At 55.9% G+C, this 20,313-nt stretch carries 15 protein-coding genes; 7 read left to right on the top strand and 8 right to left on the bottom strand.

Translation table 11 applies throughout. The annotated features are described in order from the left end of the window. Positions 1-237: 237 nt before the first annotated feature. The 3 genes from fbaA to CGLAMM_RS04935 all read right to left on the bottom strand — a co-directional run bounded on the left by fbaA (position 238) and on the right by CGLAMM_RS04935 (position 4,410). The gene (gene fbaA / locus CGLAMM_RS04945; RefSeq protein WP_418115444.1) at positions 238-1,344 is read right to left on the bottom strand and encodes a class II fructose-bisphosphate aldolase; all 1,107 of its coding nucleotides are present in this window, start codon (positions 1,342-1,344) and stop codon (positions 238-240) included. A gap of 401 nt (positions 1,345-1,745) precedes the next feature. Next, a complete protein-coding gene (locus CGLAMM_RS04940; RefSeq protein ID WP_394818931.1) occupies positions 1,746-1,910 on the bottom strand; it encodes a hypothetical protein in 165 nt (54 codons plus the stop codon). Between the two features lie 634 nt (positions 1,911-2,544). Continuing rightward, a complete protein-coding gene (locus CGLAMM_RS04935) occupies positions 2,545-4,410 on the bottom strand; it encodes a Hint domain-containing protein (RefSeq protein ID WP_394818930.1) in 1,866 nt (621 codons plus the stop codon). Between the two features lie 350 nt (positions 4,411-4,760). Here CGLAMM_RS04935 and CGLAMM_RS04930 point away from each other — a divergent pair, with 350 nt between their 5' ends. Then, positions 4,761-5,471 (top strand): HAD family hydrolase, encoded by a 711-nt coding sequence (locus CGLAMM_RS04930; protein WP_394818929.1) that lies wholly within the window; start codon positions 4,761-4,763, stop codon positions 5,469-5,471. Between the two features lie 35 nt (positions 5,472-5,506). On the opposite strand, the gene CGLAMM_RS04925 is transcribed toward CGLAMM_RS04930, so the two are convergent. Beyond that, on the bottom strand, positions 5,507-7,006 hold the full coding sequence (locus CGLAMM_RS04925) for a mannitol dehydrogenase family protein (RefSeq protein WP_418115443.1): 1,500 nt from the start codon (positions 7,004-7,006) through the stop codon (positions 5,507-5,509). 434 nt (positions 7,007-7,440) lie between these two features. Beyond that, on the bottom strand, positions 7,441-8,877 hold the full coding sequence (gene glnA, locus CGLAMM_RS04920; protein WP_394819088.1) for a type I glutamate--ammonia ligase: 1,437 nt from the start codon (positions 8,875-8,877) through the stop codon (positions 7,441-7,443). 425 nt (positions 8,878-9,302) lie between these two features. On the opposite strand from glnA, the gene tldD reads away from it, so the two are divergent. The 6 genes from tldD to CGLAMM_RS04890 all read left to right on the top strand — a co-directional run bounded on the left by tldD (position 9,303) and on the right by CGLAMM_RS04890 (position 16,208). Continuing rightward, complete coding sequence (gene tldD, locus CGLAMM_RS04915) at positions 9,303-10,754, top strand: metalloprotease TldD (RefSeq protein ID WP_418115442.1); 1,452 nt, start codon at positions 9,303-9,305, stop codon at positions 10,752-10,754. After that, positions 10,754-10,996: a hypothetical protein gene (locus tag CGLAMM_RS04910; protein WP_394818926.1), complete on the top strand. Its 243-nt coding sequence runs from the start codon at positions 10,754-10,756 to the stop codon at positions 10,994-10,996. The genes tldD and CGLAMM_RS04910 overlap by 1 nt, the downstream gene beginning before the upstream one ends. 512 nt (positions 10,997-11,508) lie before the next feature. Further along, entirely contained in the window at positions 11,509-12,066 is a 558-nt protein-coding gene (locus tag CGLAMM_RS04905) for a sugar dehydrogenase complex small subunit (protein WP_394818925.1), read from the top strand. 29 nt (positions 12,067-12,095) lie between these two features. Next, the gene (locus tag CGLAMM_RS04900) at positions 12,096-13,685 is read left to right on the top strand and encodes a GMC family oxidoreductase (RefSeq protein WP_394818924.1); all 1,590 of its coding nucleotides are present in this window, start codon (positions 12,096-12,098) and stop codon (positions 13,683-13,685) included. A 2-nt stretch (positions 13,686-13,687) separates the two neighbouring features. Further along, positions 13,688-15,109, top strand: coding sequence for a cytochrome c (locus tag CGLAMM_RS04895; protein ID WP_394818923.1), 1,422 nt, complete (start codon positions 13,688-13,690; stop codon positions 15,107-15,109). Between the two features lie 145 nt (positions 15,110-15,254). Continuing rightward, on the top strand, positions 15,255-16,208 hold the full coding sequence (locus tag CGLAMM_RS04890; protein WP_394818922.1) for a bile acid:sodium symporter family protein: 954 nt from the start codon (positions 15,255-15,257) through the stop codon (positions 16,206-16,208). Between the two features lie 3 nt (positions 16,209-16,211). Here CGLAMM_RS04890 and trpA read toward each other — a convergent pair whose 3' ends face one another. From trpA to htpG, 3 genes are all read right to left on the bottom strand, one after another. Further along, on the bottom strand, positions 16,212-17,051 hold the full coding sequence (gene trpA / locus CGLAMM_RS04885; protein WP_394818921.1) for a tryptophan synthase subunit alpha: 840 nt from the start codon (positions 17,049-17,051) through the stop codon (positions 16,212-16,214). Next, entirely contained in the window at positions 17,048-18,271 is a 1,224-nt protein-coding gene (gene trpB, locus CGLAMM_RS04880) for a tryptophan synthase subunit beta (protein WP_394818920.1), read from the bottom strand. Before trpB ends, trpA begins: the two co-directional genes overlap by 4 nt. A 147-nt stretch (positions 18,272-18,418) precedes the next feature. Further along, positions 18,419-20,281 (bottom strand): molecular chaperone HtpG, encoded by a 1,863-nt coding sequence (gene htpG, locus CGLAMM_RS04875; RefSeq protein WP_394818919.1) that lies wholly within the window; start codon positions 20,279-20,281, stop codon positions 18,419-18,421. Positions 20,282-20,313: the final 32 nt, after the last annotated feature.

Below are 20,313 nucleotides of genomic sequence, written 5' to 3'. Positions count from 1 at the left end.
GACCGCATTGGACCGAATTTCGCAACATTTTGAGAAAAGCAGACGCCCAAAAAAGTCTTTTTAAGAAACTTGTTACGAAGTCTTAGTACTTCGATAAGAAACATTGTCGGCCAACCAAGCCCACTTCGACAAGGTGAAGCTGCCGGTAAAAATTTGCGAGAAAAAGGTTTTTTAAGGCCAAAGCAAAACGGCCCGTCATAAAATATGACAGGCCGTCAGCGTCTCAACGGTTCGGCGTTAACCGGCGATTGAGCGCCCTTTGGAGCCGAGATCCTGGAAGCTTTCATTGAGGCGGGCGATGATCGCCTTTTCACCCTCTCTCAGCCATTTACGAGGGTCGTAAAACTTTTTGTAAGGCGCGTCCGTCTCAGGGTCGATCTGGTAGCGAAAAGCTTCATCATGAGAGAAAACAAAATCGCCGATACCATGCGCAAACGCGAATTGCACATCCGTATCGATGTTCATTTTAAAGACACCGTAGGAGACGGCCGCCGCGATCTTATCTTTCTCGGAGCCGGAACCCCCATGGAAGACGAGGCTGAGCGGCTTGTCGGGCAGGCCCTTTGCCTTCGCCACATATTGCTGGGAATGCAGCAGGATTTCAGGGCGCAATTGTACATTGCCCGGCTTATAAACGCCGTGCACATTGCCGAAAGAGGCCGCGATGGTGACGTGACCCAAGGGTGAAAGCATGTCCCAGGCTTTTAGGACATCCTCGGGCTGCGTATAAAGATGCGCGTTATCGGCGTGATCCTCAAGATCATGGCCAACGCCATCTTCCTCTCCGCCTGTCACTCCGAGCTCGAACTCCAGGCTGATGCCGAGGCGCGCCATATATGGCAAAAGCCGCGCGCATTCACGCAGATTATCTTCAAGCGGTTCAGCGGAGAGGTCAATCATATGGGATGAGAAGAGGGGCGGGCGTCCGGCAGCGACTTCCTGCTCACTGACATCCAGCAGGCCCTCCACCCATGGAATGAGCTTCCGGTTGGCGTGGTCCGTGTGCAAAATGACACAGATGCCATATTCTTTCGCGAGACTGTGGACATGGCGCGCCATGGAAGCCGCCCCCAGGATGCGGGCCTTCTCGGCATCCGCCAGTCCTTCCCCCGCGAAAAAACGCGCACCGCCATTGGAACATTGAATGATGATGTCGGAGCGATTGGCGGCGGCGGCTTCGAGAACGGCGTTGACACTATTCGTGCCGACAACATTGACGGCAGGCAGGGCGTAACCGCCCGCTTTGCACGCTTCAACGAGTGCGCGGTAATCTTCGCCCGTGACGACGCCCGGCTTTAACGTCCGGGACTGATGAGTTGTGGAAGGCGAGATATCGGAAACCATAGTTGAACTCTATAAATCTGTGATGAACTGGAATGGAATATAACAAAATTTATGATGATTTTGCTACCCCACGTGATGGTTTTACATTGTGACGCCGCGCGAAAGCCCATCACATTTGATGTGAGCGTTCGTCCTAAAACGCCATAACCATGCAGTTTCTTGGTTGGTAAAAGCTGAATACAGGGATGGGATAAATTTTTGTCGGACGCGCGTCGATATGCAGAAATATCGCGTCAAGCCGAGTCTTATTCTGGTCAGTCGCGGAGGGGGATGATGATCATCCGCGCGGGCCCAACTGGCGACGCGCAGCTGTTGCCGTGCGAAAATCGCATGTCGGACGCGTCAGAAAACGGGAAATTTTCAGGAGGAGATGGCTGTCAGAGCGGTGCCGTGCGCAGCGATCATTCTCTCTGCGCGTAATCTTCGGGCGGGGACGCGACCTCCCGATAGGTCAGCTGCTCGTAATACGAGTAGATTTCCTCGATCAGTCTTTCCGCCTCATTACGGTGACCCTCCTTCGCGAGGCGATTGGCCGATGCGATCAACGTTTTGATCTCTACTGTCATTGCGAAAAGGCTCCTTTGTCAGCCCGTCCGTTTACAAACCTGGCAAGCAAATCCGGTGGAATACCGCTTTAAACATTACACCCGGTGTGCGCCATTGGAAGATTGCTTTTGTCAAAAATTTGAAACGTGTAGCCACCTGAAGTCAATTTATACATTAAAAGCAATCAATAAACCTTAATAAACGGGCCGCGTCACGCAGATTTCTGCGTAAAAACCCTTCCCTCTCACGGATAAGCGCGTTTCAGGACCGAACGTCGTCCCTGAAACCAATCCAACCGTCAGAGCGCCGATATCATCATGCATCTGAGGATGAGGCCGCCAACAGTCAACACTGCCCGGACCAATCTCAAATTATTTGGGTTTTGAGAAGGCTGAAAAACTTAGCAAATATTGCATCGGAAAGAAACCCTCTCTCTCCATCTGCTCCCGACTGACGGGTCGAAACTCCCCGGCGCTCCGCCATGATGGGTGTCCGGTGACAAGGGGCCGCTGACAATCAGCGGGATAAAGTTTTAACGTACAGCGCGGATTTTCTATTATCCCCAGCGCGACAAAGATCGACGATGCGAAAACCCCTCACGAATTTTTGTCAAAAAGGATTCGTGAGGGGCGACGACATTCAGTGGCGAATATATCAGAGAGCAGGCTGCATAACCCTGTCCGCTTTCGCCAGACTTTCCAGGATAGATTCCGGCATGACATCCGCCGGATGCGGAGGAAGGCGATGCAATCCCGTTGACAAAATTTTGATCGCAAGCACGTTGTCGTGCGTGTCTGTCGCATCATCCAGGATGATTTCTGCGCGACCACTTGTCCAGCGGGATGGATGGTTTTCGATTGAGGACCAGCCTTGAAGACTCTCATTCGTCAAATGGTCCATCATCTCAATGTGCCCCGTCGGTTTTTCCAGAACAATCTCCCCAACCAGCACCCCGAGAAGGCGGCGATCATCAATGTAAGGACCCTGCGCATCACAGGGTCGCGTGACGCGTGACGTCAGGTAAAATCGTGAGTGCCCTGTCGGGAGGCTGAACGCGTAAAACCCATCCGAGACGCTCCGTAAAGGAAGGCGCGCGCCATCGACCGTCTCAAGATGTAGGTCCGCGTCCTCCGTGACGTCGAATCCCTCTTCCGCGGCGGACGCGCTGGAAGGATCAACCTGTTCGGCTCGGTCCCTGAGCGCCTGATAGATATTTCGGACAAAATCCGGCGTGACGCAAAGGGGGGCGGCACTATCAAGCCCCCATTGCTTCGCGCCGTCGGATGCCGTCACACCCTCTGCCCAGTTCTGCTCCAGAAACTGATCCCGCAAGCCGTTATTGAGATAAGTTTCCGATGCGGCACCATTGACGCGGACGATGCCATGCCGGGCTGTCTCGAAATGGAAATAATCATATTCTGCAATGCTGCGATCATAGGAGATGGTGCGACCATTGACCAACATGCGCGCAGGATTGAAATGCCCTTCGAGAAAGACAGCATGTTCCGATGTGATGAGGAGATCCTGATGCGGCACGTCATCCGCCAGCGCACCGGCCTTGATGCGGATGGGAAAGCCCGACCTGTCGTCGCTGAGAGTTGGATTTGCTTTGAGGCGTGATTTGCCGGTCCAGATGACAGGCTGCGTCGAAACGATGCCGGAGGCGTCACGCGTAACCACTTCATCACCGACCTGGAGATCCTGAACCGGTTTTTCACCGGTCACCGTCTCTACCATGGTGTCAGCGAGGTAGCACACGGGATCAAAACCGCCTGTGACGGGAAGCGTCGTGATATCAGGGTTGGGGGACGCACTGATGAAGAGATTTTTGCCGTCCGTCTTTTGGAAAAGATTACTGTTTTTGACGTCATCAGTATAATCGCCGGACAATAAAATCGACAAGCCATTGTCAAACGTGATCTTGGTGAAAAAGATGAGGGATTTCTCTACGTTCGTCACGGAGGTTGCGCCGTCGATCTCAATCACCGCATTCGGTTGATCGAAGCCTTCAATGGCGTTGAATTCGATTTTATCGGCACCATCCTGCCCGACTCCAAGTCGAAGTGTGCCGCCTCCGTCTCCGAACGACATTTTAGAGTTTTCGAGGGCGCTGACGATTGTCGACCCATGAATGGCGGTGATGTTGAGAGAGCCGCCATTCTCGACAACATATTTGGCTTGCGTAAATGCACCGATCGAGTTGCCATTCACATTTAGAGTGCCGCCATCAGCAATCAATGTGCTGCCGGCAACGACCGAGAGAGCACTGTTCTGCGGGTCACCCATTGTGACGGTCGCGCCGTTCTGGGCCGTAACTTTATAGGAGACAATCAGGTTCGCAGCCAATTTGGGCGTTGAAATGGTCGCCACCACGTTTGGCCCCGTAACAACCGCTTCTGCGGGACCCGATGCTGTCGGGCTGGGCGGGATGTAGACTGCAGGATAAAGAGTGTAAGTCCCGCTTTGAGTAATGACGTTTCCTTTACCTTGGAAACCATTTTTATCAAACCATACAGACATAATAATTTCGTGGCCGCCAAATCACTGACGACGTCCATCCAACATTCAAAAGAAACGGGTTATCAACCGCGTAAAAAACTCTCAAATCAGACGGGCTGCGGAAAGCGGTCCACGTCCCTTTCTTATCGTAAATACTAAATTAATTGTCGATGCGTGTATCGTTGATCCACCGAGACCCGCGCCGCGCTTTAATAGCTGTTTGACTAATTATAACAAAATATTTCAATTTCAATACGTCTTACGTGCTCAAGTTTGAGTGACCGGACTTTTACGCAGGCGCTGCTGTCATGTCGCGGGCTTGCGTGCGGGAAGACAGGCTGTATGCTCAGCGCGGCAAAAGGGAGTGATTGATGTCAGCGAAGGATCACCTTACGTCCGGAGAAAACCCACAGCTCGGCCCGGTCAAAGGCGTCATTTTCGACATGGACGGCCTGTTGCTGGACAGTGAAAACCTGGCGATGGAGGCGCTGGTCGCGTCGGCTCATGCGCTGGGCTACGACATGTCCATGGCGTTCTGCCGCCGGATGATCGGCGTGCCTGCCGATGGATGCCGCGCCCTGGTGCGGGAGGTGTTTGGGGAAAGCTTCCCGAGTGACGCGTTTTTCAACGGGCAGGAAATTGCCCTGCGGCAAATGGTCGATGCCGGAAAGCTGACATTGAAGGAGGGCGTCGTCCCTCTGCTCGATCTTCTCGACACGCTGCATTTACCGCGCGCGATTGCGACCTCCTCAAGCCATGTTCGCGCGGATCATCACCTGAAGCTCGTCGGGCTTTTCGACAGATTTGATGCGATCGTGACGCGTGACGATGTTCATCGCGGCAAACCTGACCCTGAACCTTATCTTAAAGCGGCGGAAGCCATCAAAGTCCCACCCTCTCTCTGCCTTGCGCTGGAGGATTCTCACACCGGCGCCCGCGCGGCCCATGCTGCCAGCATCCGCGTTATCGTGGTACCCGACCTGCTTCAACCTACAGATGACGTGCGTGCAAAAGCCTGGGCCGTCGTCGAAAGCCTTCACGACGTGGCGGCATTTATCCGCCGGAGTGCCTCGGAAGCCTGATGTCTGACAGGTGCCCGTCTGACGCGGGCGCGCTTTCAGGAGACGGCGACGCTTTCGCCCTTAAGCGTGGCCCGCAAAACATCGTGCATGTTCTGCTCGGTGATGCGCCTGAGCATCCCGGCAATATCGGCAACATATTTGTCATGATCGGGAAGGCTGGGGCCGAAAACCTCTTCCATCGCCAGAAAAGCCTCCGCCTGCGCCGCATGATGATCCCGGCATTCCGCGCAGATCCTCTTCAGCGCGGCCGCGCGCGGGTCTTCCAGTGAGATTTCCAGCGCTTCCTTTTCATGCAGGGCAAACCAGCGAATCCAACTGGCGATCAGAAGGACCGCGCCGGTCACATCGCGCCCCGCCGAGATATTCTCCCGCATGGGGCGAATGACGCGGGCCGCCATTTTGGCCGAACCATTGCGACCGATACGCTCGGCCTCATGTACGATGGCGGGGTTTTTCAGGCGGGACATCAGCTCATCCGTGTAATCATCGAGTTCCGTCTCCGGAAGATCGAGCCCGGCCGTTTGCTCGAAGCGCATAAAGCGCCGCGCCAGCGGTCCGAGCGTGGGATCGGACGCGGCCTCGGCGATCGTTTCCAACCCGGAGAGCTGCCCGACATAGGCCAGTAACATATGGCTGCCATTCAGCATCTGGAGTTTGGCGCGCTCAAACATGTCAACGTCATGGACGAAGCGCGTGCCGTGATGCGCCTCCCACAAGGGCCGCGGCCCGTCGAAATGCTGGATGATCCACTGAAACCAGGGTTCGGCCGAAACTGGGATCTCATCATCAATGCCGCCCAGTAAGCGTCTGGCGTCGGCAATGTCCCCTTCATGCGGCGTGGGCACGATACGATCCACCATCGTGTCCGGAAACTGAACATGTGCTGCGATCCATCGAGCGAGCGCGCCCTGCCCCTCCGCCTCAGCGAAAGCTGTGACGGCCGCGCGTAATGTCACGCCATTATGGCTGAGATTGTCACAGCATATGATAACGGGCGGGGTTGTGCCTCTTTGTCTGACCCTCTCAAGGCCCCGTGTCAGGAAGGCGACGGCCGATATGGGAGTGGGACTATTGAAATCGTTCCGTATAAGCGGATCCGTGACATCGAGCTGACCATCAGCGGAAAGATGATAGCCCGTGGCTGTGATCGTCAGGGTCACGATTTTCGTGGTGGGAGATGCGATGCGTTCAATCAGGCGGTCAGGCCGATCCGCGGCGCAGAACACCTTATGCAGGCTGCCAATGACGGAAGCGGTCGTGCCCGTGCGCTCCCGCGTGAGGAGGGTGTAGAGATGGTCCTGCTGCGCCAGCTGCGCCACGAGGCCCGGCCGGCGCATGGTCGCGGACGCAATGCCCCAATGCTGACCCTCTTCACCCATTTCATTGAGGGCGGCCTGGGTTGCGACGGCCTGATGTGCCCGATGGAAGTTGCCGCAACCAAGGTGAACGATGCCGGACCTGAGCAACTTCACGTCATAATGCGGGCGATAGACAGAATGCGGAAGCGTGCTCAATAGCTCGCGGGACAACCTCAATGCCGAACCTCCTTTTTAAAATAGACGCCGGACCACGAAAGCCGACGCGTTCAAATCCGCCATCATGCTTGGTGAGAGGTCGCAAATATCTCCAGGGAACGAACGAAAATTCTGCTTATCAGTAAAATTTGGAGTGCGACGGAAAATTATTTAAGCCCGGATCATACGGGTGATGAGAATAAATTGCAATTCATACTGAAAGCGCAAATTAGTGGCGTAAAAAACGGAAGGCGCAACCAGATATATGCGTAAATTCAAATATTTGAGCCGTAATCCGCCGCCATTTACTTGATTTGCGGATTTTTACGATGGCCGGGCACAAATCTGCAAGGCAATCAGCCCGATACTTAAAACGTGCATTCCATATCGCCTGCGGAGATCGGGACGGAGCCGGCAAAAAAAAACCCGGCGCCAGGGCCGGGTTTCGCGAAGCTTTATACGGAGTAATACATCTCAAACTCGATCGGATGGGGCGCATGTTCGAATTTGTGAACCTCGTTCCATTTCAGCGCGATATAGCTGTCGATCTGATCTCTCGAGAAGACATCACCTTGAAGGAGGAATTCATGGTCGCTTTCCAGTGACTCGAGAGCTTCTCGAAGAGAGCCGCAAACGGTCGGGATCTGCGCAAGTTCTTCCTTCGGAAGCTCGTAGAGATCTTTGTCATTGGCTTCACCCGGGTGAATCTTGTTACGGATGCCATCGAGCCCCGCCATCAACATGGCGGCGAAAGCCAGGTAGGGATTGGCCGTCGGATCAGGGAAACGCACTTCGACGCGCTTGGCTTTCGGCCCGACACTGTAAGGGATGCGGCAGGAGGCGGAACGATTGGCAGCGGAATAAGCCAGAAGCACCGGCGCCTCAAAACCCGGGATCAGACGCTTGTAAGAGTTGGTCGACGGATTGGTGAAAGCGTTGAGCGCTTTGGCATGTTTGATAATACCGCCAATGTAATAAAGCGCCTCCTTCGACAAATCCGCATATTCCTGCCCGGCGAAAAGCGGCTTCCCATCCTTCCAGACAGATTGATGGACATGCATCCCTGAGCCATTATCGCCCGCGATCGGCTTCGGCATGAAGGTCGCCGTTTTTCCGTAGGAATGGGCGACATTATGCACGCAATATTTATAGATCTGCATATAGTCCGCCGCCCGGACCAATGTCGCGAACTTCGTGCCGAGTTCATGTTGGGACTGGGCAACCTCGTGATGGTGCTTTTCAACCGACAGCCCCATCTCACTCATGGTGGAGAGCATCTCGGCACGCAGGTCGCACTCACTATCTACCGGGGCGACCGGGAAGTAGCCGCCTTTAACACCCGGGCGATGCCCCATATTCCCTTCCGGGAAGTCCTTCATCGATGCGTCCGGTCCCTCAATACTATCGAGGCGATAGGACGCGTAATTCGGGCCGGTGCCGAATTTGACATTGTCGAAGATGAAGAATTCAGCCTCCGGGCCGAAGCTAGCGGAGTCACCCAGACCGGATGACTTCAGATAAGCTTCCGCCGCCTTCGCGATGGAGCGTGGATCTCGATTGTAAAATTCCTTCGTGCCGGGATCGACAACGTCACAAATAAGGATCAATTGCGGCTTGGCGGAAAACGGGTCCAGGACCGCGGTCGTGGGGTCCGGCAACAAAACCATGTCGGATTTGTTGATGGTCTTCCATCCCGCGATGGATGAGCCATCAAACATGAAGCCATCGATAAAGGCGCTTTCATCGATCGTCGTGTGCCACTGCGTTGTGTGCTGCCACTTGCCTTTCGGGTCCGTGAAGCGCAGATCAACCAATTCAATCGAATGATCGCGTATCAAATCAAAAACGTGTTCGACGGCGGCTTTATCCGGGGAAGCGGGCTTGCGCCGCATCTGACTTGCGGAAGCAACCGTTTTGGATGCCGTCGAAGAAGCTTTCTTTGCCATGGATCGATACCTGTCCCTGCCTATAAATCCGAGCTTGCCAATAAAAATTTTGATTAGGCCCTTCATCCCCTGATGTCGAGGCTTCACAGGGTTTTAAGCATCAATAATTTGGGAAATCCGGGATAAGTCATTGTTATATAATATATTTTCCTTTCCGAGGCCAAAATGAACAATCGCGTTTTTCGGCGCCTCATTTCAATCACGGGGCGTTGGGCACCGGATTCATGCAGGGCGCGGCCTAACTTGGTTTCAGGATGAGACCCGCTTATATCGTGAGAACAGCATGACATGGCGCCCGGCCCATTAGATTGGAAACCGATTAAGTTACGATGAAGGTCGCACGGCGCGGCGGCGCAAAGGACAGGATGAAGATGACGGACGCTCTCTTAACAACGGACTCGCTGTTTTTCAGCAGTGGCGCGCATCTTGATACTGCGATGGCGGGACGCTGCGTGCGTGATCTTCTCAATCATTTCGATGATGGCGAGTTATTTCTCGAATACCGCGAGAGTGAATCCATCGTTCTGGATGATGGCGTTATCCGCGCTGCGGGCTTTGATGTGTCAAGCGGCTTCGGGCTGCGCGGCGTTATCGGCGCGGAAGTCGGGTTTGCCCATTCTGACGAGATCAGCCTCACGGCGCTTCGGGAAGCCTGCGAAGCGGTCAAAACAACGCAGCCTGATGTCGGGAAAGCGGGGAAGGGGGGCGTGAAGGTGTCAACGTCCGGTCGACCGCCTCACCCTCTTTACCAGGGCGACCGGCCCTTCCATGAAGCCGCATTTCCGGTGCGTGTTGCCGTCCTCCGTGCGATTGACGATTATGCGCGCGGGGCCGACCCGGCCATCAAGCAGGTCAGCGCGCATCTTTCAGCGGAGTGGCAGGCCGTGCAGATCATGCGTCACCAGGATGACCGTGTGGCCGATCTCCGTCCCCTTGTGCGGATGAATGTCACAGTCATCATGGAAAGAGACGGGAAGAGGGAAAGTGGTTCTGTCGGGGCGGGCGGGCGCTACGCCCTTGACCGGCTTCTGGATGAGTCTGTCTGGAAAAACGCCGTCGATGAAGCGATCCGCCGGGCGCGCGTCGCGCTCGGGTCCGTCGCGGCGCCATCAGGTGAAATGGACGTTATTATGGGGCCCGGTTGGCCGGGTATTCTGCTCCATGAGGCTGTCGGGCACGGTCTGGAAGCTGACTTCAACCGGAAAGAGACATCAAGTTTCACCGGTCGCATCGGCCAGAAAGTCGCTGCGGATGGGGTGACCGTTATAGACGATGGCACACTGCCTGATCGCCGCGGCTCAATCACGATTGATGATGAGGGGACGCCCGGACAGCGCACTGTGCTGATCGAAGATGGCGTCCTTCTTGCTTACATGAATGACCGCCTCAACGCTCGATTGATGGGCGATGCACCCACAGGTAATGGGCGGCGACAATCTTACGCACATCAGCCCATCCCGAGAATGACAAATACGGTCATGACCGGCGGCAGCGCCACGCTTGCAGATATGCTTTCCGGCACGCGAAGGGGCTTGTACGCTGTGGATTTTGGTGGCGGGCAGGTCGATATCACCTCGGGCGAGTTCGTTTTTTCCATGTCGGAGGCTTATCTGATTGAAAATGGTGAGATCACCCGCCCTGTCAAAGGCGCTACGCTGATTGGAAATGGGGCCGACGCCATGAAGAGAATTTCGATGCTGGGCCACGATGTCGCGCTTGATCCGGGGATCGGAACCTGCGGCAAAGCCGGCCAGGGCGTGCCGGTGGGGGTTGGGCAGCCCTCCTTGAAGCTGTCCGGCTTGACGATCGGGGGAACAGGCTGATGGGTCATAATTATGCCAAGCCCTTCCGCGCCGAGGGGCGCCTGGCGCAACTTATTTCCCGGTTGCCGGATGAATGGGGCGTCGAAATTGAGCGCCCGCCGAATGGCGGTTGGATGATCAGCGTGCAGAAATCGGATGGAGAAGTGATCTCCGGCCCGCCCGAGTCCTCGCTTCTTGCGGCATGGGAGGCTATGTGGCGCCTTCTCGGCCCGCCTGAAAAAAGGGCGCGTCACACGCTGTGACCGGCTGAAATAAGAGAATGACCTCGTGAGAGATGGAAATTTTATGAAACGCAAATGGGATAAAAAGTTAATAACGCGTTTAAAAAACTGACATCACGAAAATGTTACCTCAAATAATGTGAGCGCGATATTTTCGAGCTTCACAGAAAAAAAAGCAGGCGCCTTATAAAATGCAAATCATCACGCGTGAATTCGGAATAAAAATTCTTTTTTAAACTTCATGTGGAAATTTTTAAATCAGGTAAATAAATTTTTAAGACAATGAGGTCTTCAAATATTGTTTTCCGGACCAAAGTTTTACCGCCTTGATTGATGCGAAACGCGCTAAGTCCGGATGAGAATTCTCATTTGAGAGGCGTTATCAACATTTTTGCTTGGCCGACTGTAAAGCTCGCGCTTTCGCGTCTGTAAACCCCTGCAAAAAAAGGTATATCCCCCGGCGATCGCGACGTTATCCATTTTGGAGCGTTCGATCGGCGCTCGGATTTTGGTCAGGTAAGGTGTTGAATGTGATGAGAGCGAACCGCGTTGCAGCTTCCGGGCTGACGAGACGCTTCCTCCTGAAATGTGCTGCGGTGATCCCCGCCGTCTCTCTGGGACGTCGGGCCTTTGCGGCGCAACCTTCGACGGACATTTCCAGTCAGGATTTTCTGCGATTATCTGAATTTCTGGTGGGGCGCGCGCATCTTGATGAAATCGTCGCGGGTCGCGCCTTGAGCGGTCTCACGACGAATGACCCCGACTTTCCACAAAAAGCCTCCGCTTCATGGGCCGCGTTGCGCGCGGAAAACCTCGCCGACATGACGCGTTTTGATGAATTCTCCTCGCGACATCCGGAAATGCGGGCGACATCCATCGCCATCATCTCGGCCTGGTACCTCGGTTATTGCGGCAAATATGATGGGCATGCCGTTCCGGCTGTCGGTCACCCTGTTGATAATGCGCAATATGTCGCGTACGCGGCGGCCCTTATGTATGCCCCGACGATCGATGCCACGGTGATCCCGAGCTATTCCCGCGGTCGCACGAATTACTGGTTCTACCCGCCGAAGACCATTGCGCGTGATTAAGGTGTGGATGTGCAGCGAAAGACTTTGAAATGACGCAACATTATGATGCCGATGTCATTATTGTCGGCTCCGGCGCCTCGGGCTCAAACGCCGCTTTTGAATTGGCCAGGAAGGGCAAGTCCGTCATTATTCTCGAATCCGGCGTCTGGATTCCGCGCTGGAAAATCGTGGAAAATTTCCGCTCATCCCCGCGTAAGGGCAATCATAACGACCCTTACCCCAACCAGCCTTGGGCGCCTTCATCTTTCAGCCCGGGATACATCGAAAATACGGGAAGTTTCGAGTATCTGCCCGGCATGTTACGTCTCGTCGGCGGCACGACGTGGCATTGGGCGGCGGCGACGTGGCGTTATATTCCCAATGACATGAAGCTCAAGACGCTTTACGGCGTAGGGCGTGACTGGCCTGTTTCCTATGACACGCTTGAGCCTTATTACGGCCGGGCCGAATATAATCTCGGTGTTTGCGGCAGTGACTCCGAGGATCAATCGGGGCAGATGGGGGGGCTCTTCCCACCCAGATCCACGCCTTATCCCATCCCGCCGGAAGCCGAAACCTACTATTTTCAGCGCCTGAAAGCCCGCCTCTCGCCAGCAGGCTTCAATTTTCTGCACGAGCCCAATGCGCGCACTAATCAGCCGTGGGATGGCCGCCCCGGCTGCTCGGGTAATAATAACTGCATGCCCGTCTGTCCGATCGGGGCCATGTATTCCGGCGATGTCCATGCGCGCCACACGGAAAAAGCGGGTGGTAAGGTCATCACCGATGCCACGGTCTTTAAAATCGAAAAAGGTGAAGGCAATAAGATTGCCGCCGTCCATTATCGCACTTCCAAGCATGAAGAAGTCCGGTTAACGGCGCGCGCCTTTATCCTTGCGGCCAATGGTCTCGAAATTCCCAAACTCATGCTGATGTCTGATATTGGCAATTCGTCGGATCAGGTCGGCCGCAATCTGATGGATCATACGGGCATCGGATTGCAGTTTCTCGCCGATGAGCCGCTATGGCCCGGCCGCGGCCAGGTGCAGCAGGGCGGTATCTTCAATTGGCGGGACGGGGCGTTCCGCCGGGAACATGCCGCCATCAAGCATGCTTTGACCAATGTCGTCCCCAATCGTGCAATCACGGAGCGCCTGCTTTCCCAAGGGGTTGTCGGGCCGGAGCTTGACAGGCAGATCCGTCACATGGCTGCGCGCTGGGTCGATTTCTCAACCACGTTTGAGATGCTGCCGATCCCGACGAACCGCATCCAACCTTCAACGACGCGGCGCGATGCGCTGGGCATTCCGACGATGGTCGTGAATTACGACACGGATGACTATATCGCGAAAGGCGCTGCCGTCGCACGGACTCAATTTGCCGAGATCGTCAAAATCATGAACGGCACGGTCATTGAGGATAATACGGGCTGGCAGAATCGCGACCATATCATGGGAACGACGATTATGGGGGATGATCCCAAAGACTCCGTCGTCAACCATGAATGCCGAAGCTGGGATCATGACAATCTCTTCCTCGCGACGACAGGCGTCATCCCCGCAAGTGGTGTGGTCAACCCGACATTGACCGCAATCGCTTTCGCCATACGTATCGCGGATATTCTGGAAAAGGAGGTCTGATCATGGCGTCCTTCCTTAAACGCCTCGCGATGGGATATGCCGTCATTCTGGCATGTGCCCTGTCACCTGGCACGGCTCGCGCGGAGCATGATCAAAAACTTATCGATCGCGGCGCCTATCTGGCGCGATCAGGCGACTGCATGGCGTGCCACACAAATCCGGGCCATCCCAGTTACGGTGGTGGCTATAAAATCACGTCCCCTTTCGGCGATATCATTGTCCCCAATATTTCCTCTTCAAAAAGATTCGGCATCGGGAGTTGGACGGAGAAGCAGTTTGATCGCGCCTTACGCCAGGGCATAGCGCCACGCGGCTATCTCTATCCCGCCATGCCCTATACGCAATATGCTCATCTTTCCGACGCGGATACGCACGCCTTATATATTTATTTTTCTCAGGCTGTAGAGCCGGTTGAATATCCTCCGGTCGATAAAACGCACCTGCCTTTCCCCTTCAATATCCGCCAGTTGATGTTTGGCTGGAACCTCCTCTTCACCGGCAGGACGGTCATCCCCACCGGGGAAGATAAACCCGGCTCGGTTGAGCGCGGCCGCTATCTGGTGCGGGCGCTTGCTCACTGCTCCGCCTGCCATACGCCACGCAATATTTTCATGGCGGAGAAAACCAGCAAGCCTCTCGCGGGCGGCCGTGTTGGCGGCTGGATCGCGCCAAATATCACCTCGGACCCGGTCAGCGGCATTGGTGGCTGGACGGAGGAGGAGATCATCACCTACCTTCGTCAGGGTGCGGTTGAAGGCAAGGCGCAGGCGGCGGGCAGTATGGCGGAGGCCGTACAACATAGTTTCCGCTTCATGCAGAAAAGTGACCTGCGCGCCATCGCACGGTATCTCAAAACAGTGCCCCCGGTCCGAAACCCCGGGCAGAATAAACCGGATTATGCGTTCCGGAACCCGCGCCGCGTCGATATCGGCATACTGGACCGCGCGGAGAACCGGTCACCCGGCGCAATGGAAAATGGCAAAATCGTGATTGGTGAACGGCTTTACGTGGGTGCCTGCGCCGCCTGCCATCAATTACAAGGCCAGGGCACAGAAGACCAGTTTTATCCTTCTCTGACGTCCAATACGGCGACGGGCAGCCTGTATCCGAACAATCTTGTCCTCGCCATTCTCAAAGGTGTTCATCGTCGGACAAATACGGGCATGGTGTTCATGCCTGCTTTTGAGGACCAGTTGGATGATGCCCAGATTGCCGCTGTTGCGGATTACGTTCTGGCGCATTTCGGCAATCCGTCAGCGCGCGTGACGCCTGCCGATGTCAAACGCCTGCGCCACGCCGATGTCGGCTTCTGGACGGTGAGGCTGATCTCCAACATCATCCTCGGAACGGTCATCATTGTCGGGCTGGTTATTCTAGTACTTCTGATTTCCCTGTTCCTTCGGCGTCAGCGTCGCCAGCGGTAAAAATCCTTCCGGGCACGGGGGGCGGCAGCATCATCGGGCTGCCACCCCGCCGCTGCGGTCTCCACGCCTCAAACTCTGCATCTGAATTTCCGGCCCGTGCCAGCCCCTTGCTGCTTCTGCAAAAAAATAACATCCTGTCGCGATCATGATCCGACCTGACCCATTCCTGCTCGCGCTCATCGCCGCGATCCTTCTCGCCACATTTGTCCCCAGCGCGGGCCATGCGGCGGCGATCCTTAATGTGATCGTGACCATCATGATCGGCGTCATGTTCTTCCTGCAGGGGGCGCGACTGGAGCCTGCTTCCGTCATCGCGAATGTCAGGGACTGGCGGCTGCAGGGCACTATGTTGGCCTGCACCTTCATCCTCTTCCCGATTCTGGGACTGGGTGCATGGACCCTGATGCCGCATTTTTTCAGCGACGACTTATGGCGCGGCATGATGTTTCTCTGCTGCCTGCCATCAACCGTTCAGTCTTCCATCGCGCTCACATCCATCGCCCGCGGCAACGTGGCCGCCGCCATTTGCGGCGCGACCTTATCAAACATCGTAGGCATTTTTGTCACGCCGATCCTGGTTGGGCTACTTGTCCGAAAGGGGCAGATATTTTCCCTCCATGCCATGATCGGCGTGGCGACACAGCTTCTGCTCCCGTTTCTTATCGGGCAGTTACTGCATCATCGGATCGGCGGGTGGGCGTTGCGCCATAAGCGCCTTCTCTCCTTTACCGATCGCGGCTCCGTGATTCTTGTTGTTTATACCGCCTTCAGCCATGCGGTTGTTGAAGGCATATGGCACCGCATTTCCCTGGCCGATATGGTCGTGATCGCCATCGCGTGCTTCTTGTTACTGGTGCTAGTGCTGTTGCTGACATGGGGAGTGGGGCGCAAGATGCATCTGACATTTGAGAGCACCATCGCCCTCATGTTTTGCGGCTCCAAAAAGTCGCTGGCGTCCGGGGTGCCTATGGCCAATATTCTGTTTACACCGGCCCACGTGGGTATCGTTGTACTGCCCCTGATGCTCTTCCACCAGATCCAGCTTTTCACCTGCACGCTTTTGGCCCGCAAATTTGCCCGGCGCAGCCAGGCCGGTTAAATCTCAGCGACCATCAACACTGCTTTTTGCACCTTGATGCACGGCTTCGGAGATTGATTTCAATTGCTGGAGGATGGCGGGAAGTGTCCGCGCCGTCGCACGTCCATCCTGCAATGAATCTTCTAAAGTTGTGATGAGAGAGGACGCGACAACAGCCGCATCGCCTGTCTGCACAGCAATCGCCGCTTGGGCCGGTATGCGGATGCCGAACCCGATCGCGATCGGCAGGGGGCTCACAGCACGAATGCGCGGCAGGGCGGCCGCCAACTCTTCATGAGATGCTGTGCGTGTGCCCGTAACGCCTGTGATGCTGACATAATAGAGAAAGCCGGAGGCCTGCGCCGTCAGGAAATGCAGGCGCGAATCCGGCGTATTGGGCGCGATCAGGCGGATGATATCCAGCCCGTCACGCTGCGCATAGGGCATGATGAAATCTGCCTCTTCCGCCGGCAGATCGACGATGATGAGTCCATCGACCCCAGAGGCCGAAGCGTCACGACAGAAAGCTTCCGCGCCATAAGTGTCGATGGGGTTGAGATAACCCATGAGGATAATCGGCGTCTCATTATCTTCCTCCCGGAAGATCCGCACCATCTCAAGCACGCCGCGTAGGGTGGCACCCGCTTTCAGGCCGCGCAAAGCAGCTTTCTGAATGGTGGGTCCATCCGCGGATGGGTCAGAGAATGGGACCCCGATCTCAATCAGGTCCGCACCGTGAGACGGCATGGCTTTCAAAAGCGCCAGGGACGTCTCACGATCCGGGTCATAAGCCTCAAGGTAGGGGATCAGCGCGCCCCGCCCCGCGGCTTTAAGCTGCGCAAAGCGTTTTTCTATGCGGCTCACAATTTCGTCCCCAGATGATGTGCCACCGTGTCAATATCCTTATCGCCGCGCCCGGAAAGATTAAGCACGATAATATCCTTTTCCGACATTTTCGGCGCGATCTGCGCAACGTAAGCGAGGCCATGGGCACATTCGAGGGCCGGGATGATGCCCTCCGTGCGTGTCAGAAGCTGGAAGGCCTCAAGGGCCTGTGCATCCGTCACACTCACATATTCCGCGCGTCCCACCTCATGGAGCCAGGCATGTTCCGGCCCGATGCCCGGGTAGTCCAGCCCCGCACTGATGGAATGAGCTTCCAGAATCTGCCCGTCTTCATCCTGAAGCAGGTAGGTCCGATTGCCATGCAAAACGCCGGCGCGCCCGCGGGAGATGGAAGCCGCAGTCTCACCACTATCGAGGCCGCGCCCTGCCGCTTCGACACCGATGAGGCGCACATCCTTGTCATCCAGAAACGGATGGAAGATGCCCATGGCGTTTGACCCGCCGCCAATCGCCGCGACGATAACATCCGGCAGGCGATCTTCCGCCTCTAAAATCTGTTCCCTGGTTTCAACGCCGATAACGGCCTGGAAATCACGCACCATGGCGGGGTAGGGGTGCGGCCCTGCGACCGTCCCGACCAGAAAATACGTGTCCGCAACATGCGCGACCCAATCGCGCATGGCTTCATTCATCGCATCCTTCAGCGTGCCCGCCCCTGCCGTTACTGGCCGCACCTCCGCACCCAGGAGCTTCATGCGGAAGACATTGGGCTGCTGACGCGCCACATCCGTCGCGCCCATGTAAATCGTGCAGGACATGCCAAAGAGCGCACAGACGGTCGCCGTCGCCACACCATGTTGTCCCGCGCCCGTTTCCGCGACAATCCGCTTCTTGCCCATGCGCCGGGCCAATAAGATCTGCCCCATCACATTATTGAGCTTGTGGGAGCCCGTGTGATTCAGCTCCTCCCGCTTCAGATAAATTCTTGCGCCACCCAGCTCTTCTGAGAGACGTTTCGCGTGCCAGAGAGGGCTGGGGCGCCCGATATAATGTTTGAAATAATAATGCAGCTCTTCCCAGAATGTCGGATCATTTTTTGCGGCCTGATAGGTCGCGTCCAACGCCTGCACGAGGGGCATGAGGGTTTCAGCGACAAACTGCCCGCCAAACGTCCCGAACCGACCGCGATCATCGGGGCCGTTTTTCAAGCTGTTCATGGAGGCGGCAGGCGCTTGCATTGATCGGTCCTTAAAAAATCTTGCACCATGATGGGCAGCTTACCAAAGGCAAGCTGGGCCTTTATCGGCCCAACTTCACCACCCTGCAAGGCTCGTCTGGTAAGAAGTTGGAGAGGAGAACCCCTCCATTTTTTCAAATTGATGGTTTCAGGCGGAGGCCGAAACCAGCATCGTCGTCAATTTACGGATAAACGCCGAGGCATCCCCCAGAGGCTCCCCCTCATTGACGCGCGCCATATCAAGGAGGACGGCGGCGAAATCCTCAACAGACTCGTCGCGATCCGCACGCGCCGCGAGGTTGCGGATCAGGGCGTGATGGGGGTTGATCTCCAAAATCGGCAATGTGGCAGGCATGGGCTGGCCTGATTGCCGCATCAGGCGCTGCATCATCACATCCGGGCCGCCCTCACTGGTGATGACGACGGCACTATCAACCAGTCGGTTCGTGCTTTTGACGTCCTTCACCCGGCCTTCAAGCGCCGCCTTCAGCGCGGGAAGGAGTTTTTCCAGCGAAGCGGCCTCACCCTCCGGCGTCGGGGCCGCGAACTTATCGAGATCCCCATGGGTCTGGCTGATCGCGCGGAGGGTTTTTTCTTTATAACTGCCGAGACGCTCGGGCCAGAAACCATCCACCTGGTCAGAGAGGAGCAGGACCTCGATGCCGCGGGCGCGGAAACCCTCAAGCTGCGCTGAGTGGACAAGACTATCCACATTATCGCCCGTCAGAAAGTAAATATGCTCCTGCCCATCCTTCATCCGCGCGACATAATCATCCAATGTGGTTGCATCGTCTGAATATGTTGATCGGAACAGGGAGAGAGACGCGATCTCCTGACGATATTCGGCGTCTTCCCAGATTCCCTCTTTCAAAACCGGGCCAAAATTTTCCCAGAAATTCTTGAAGCCCTCTTTATCTTCCGGCTTGGTGGCACGATGCCGGATTTCATTCAGCACGCGTTTGGTTACGGCTTTACGGATGCGCGTCAGGACAGGTGTGGCCTGCAACATCTCGCGCGAGACATTGAGCGGGAGATCCTCCGTATCCACGACCCCTTTGACAAAGCGCAGCCAGGCTGGCAGGAGCCCCGCTTCATCCGTGATGAACATGCGTTTGACATGCAGGTTCACTTTGCTCTCACGCGATGATTCCATGAAATCGAAAGGCCGTGCGCCGGGGATGAAGAGAAGCGCGGTAAATTCTGTCGCCCCTTCTGCCGACCAGTGTAACGTCGCATAAGGCGCGTCAAACTGATGGGCGACGTGCCGGTAAAACTCGGTATATTGCTCTTCCGTGATGTCGGATTTCGACTTGCGCCAAAGGGCCGTTCCTTCATTCGCGTCGGAGGTTTCCTCCCCATCCTGAAGCTTGATCGGCCAGGTAATGTGGTCGGCCCATTTGCGAATGATGCTTTTCAAACGCCATGCATCGAGAAATTCCGCGGCGTCTTCCTTCATATGTAGCACGATATCCGTGCCTGCCGCCTCACGCGTGGCGGGGGAAATTTCGAAGCTGCCCTTCCCGTCCGAAGACCATTGAAAGGCGTCCGCCTCACCAGCTTTGCGGGAAATCACATCAACATGGTCCGCGACCATGAACGCAGCGTAGAAACCGACGCCGAACTGCCCGATCAGACTGGGCCGATCTTCCGGTTTCGCCGCGCTGAGTTTCTCACCGAAGGCGCGCGTGCCTGAACGTGCAATGGTGCCGAGATTTTGAGCGAGTTCATCATGACTCATCCCCGCACCGACGTCACTGATCGTCAGGAGACGCTTCTCCTTATCCGGGACGATGCGGATAGACGCGCCATCCGGCAGGGCTTCTGATGGCGTCGTCAGCGCTTCAAAGCGGCGTTTATCGAGGGCGTCCGCCGCATTCGCCACCAACTCCCGCAGGAATATCTCCCGTTCGGAATAAAGGGCGTGGACGACGAGGTCGAGAAGCCGGCCCACTTCAGCACTGAAAGCGTGCTTCTCAACTCCGGATTTTGTGTCTTGCGGCGTGTCGGTCATGATGTCCTCTTTTAATCGCGTGGCTATACACC

It is taken from the genome of Sorlinia euscelidii (assembly GCF_036452135.1).
In the GTDB taxonomy this organism is placed as follows: domain Bacteria; phylum Pseudomonadota; class Alphaproteobacteria; order Acetobacterales; family Acetobacteraceae; genus Sorlinia; species Sorlinia euscelidii.
The sequence above is the reverse complement of the archived record's forward strand: the minus strand, read 5'-3'. Positions and strand labels throughout refer to the sequence as shown.

Coding starts and splice junctions, on each gene's coding strand:
- fbaA (WP_418115444.1), bottom strand. CDS start 1,344: ATGGTTTCCGATATCTCGCCTTCCACAACTCATCAGTCCCGGACGTTA.
- CGLAMM_RS04940 (WP_394818931.1), bottom strand. CDS start 1,910: ATGACAGTAGAGATCAAAACGTTGATCGCATCGGCCAATCGCCTCGCG.
- CGLAMM_RS04935 (WP_394818930.1), bottom strand. CDS start 4,410: ATGTCTGTATGGTTTGATAAAAATGGTTTCCAAGGTAAAGGAAACGTC.
- CGLAMM_RS04930 (WP_394818929.1), top strand. CDS start 4,761: ATGTCAGCGAAGGATCACCTTACGTCCGGAGAAAACCCACAGCTCGGC.
- glnA (WP_394819088.1), bottom strand. CDS start 8,877: ATGCGGCGCAAGCCCGCTTCCCCGGATAAAGCCGCCGTCGAACACGTT.
- tldD (WP_418115442.1), top strand. CDS start 9,303: ATGACGGACGCTCTCTTAACAACGGACTCGCTGTTTTTCAGCAGTGGC.
- CGLAMM_RS04910 (WP_394818926.1), top strand. CDS start 10,754: ATGGGTCATAATTATGCCAAGCCCTTCCGCGCCGAGGGGCGCCTGGCG.
- CGLAMM_RS04905 (WP_394818925.1), top strand. CDS start 11,509: ATGAGAGCGAACCGCGTTGCAGCTTCCGGGCTGACGAGACGCTTCCTC.
- CGLAMM_RS04900 (WP_394818924.1), top strand. CDS start 12,096: ATGACGCAACATTATGATGCCGATGTCATTATTGTCGGCTCCGGCGCC.
- CGLAMM_RS04895 (WP_394818923.1), top strand. CDS start 13,688: ATGGCGTCCTTCCTTAAACGCCTCGCGATGGGATATGCCGTCATTCTG.
- CGLAMM_RS04890 (WP_394818922.1), top strand. CDS start 15,255: ATGATCCGACCTGACCCATTCCTGCTCGCGCTCATCGCCGCGATCCTT.
- trpB (WP_394818920.1), bottom strand. CDS start 18,271: ATGCAAGCGCCTGCCGCCTCCATGAACAGCTTGAAAAACGGCCCCGAT.
- htpG (WP_394818919.1), bottom strand. CDS start 20,281: ATGACCGACACGCCGCAAGACACAAAATCCGGAGTTGAGAAGCACGCT.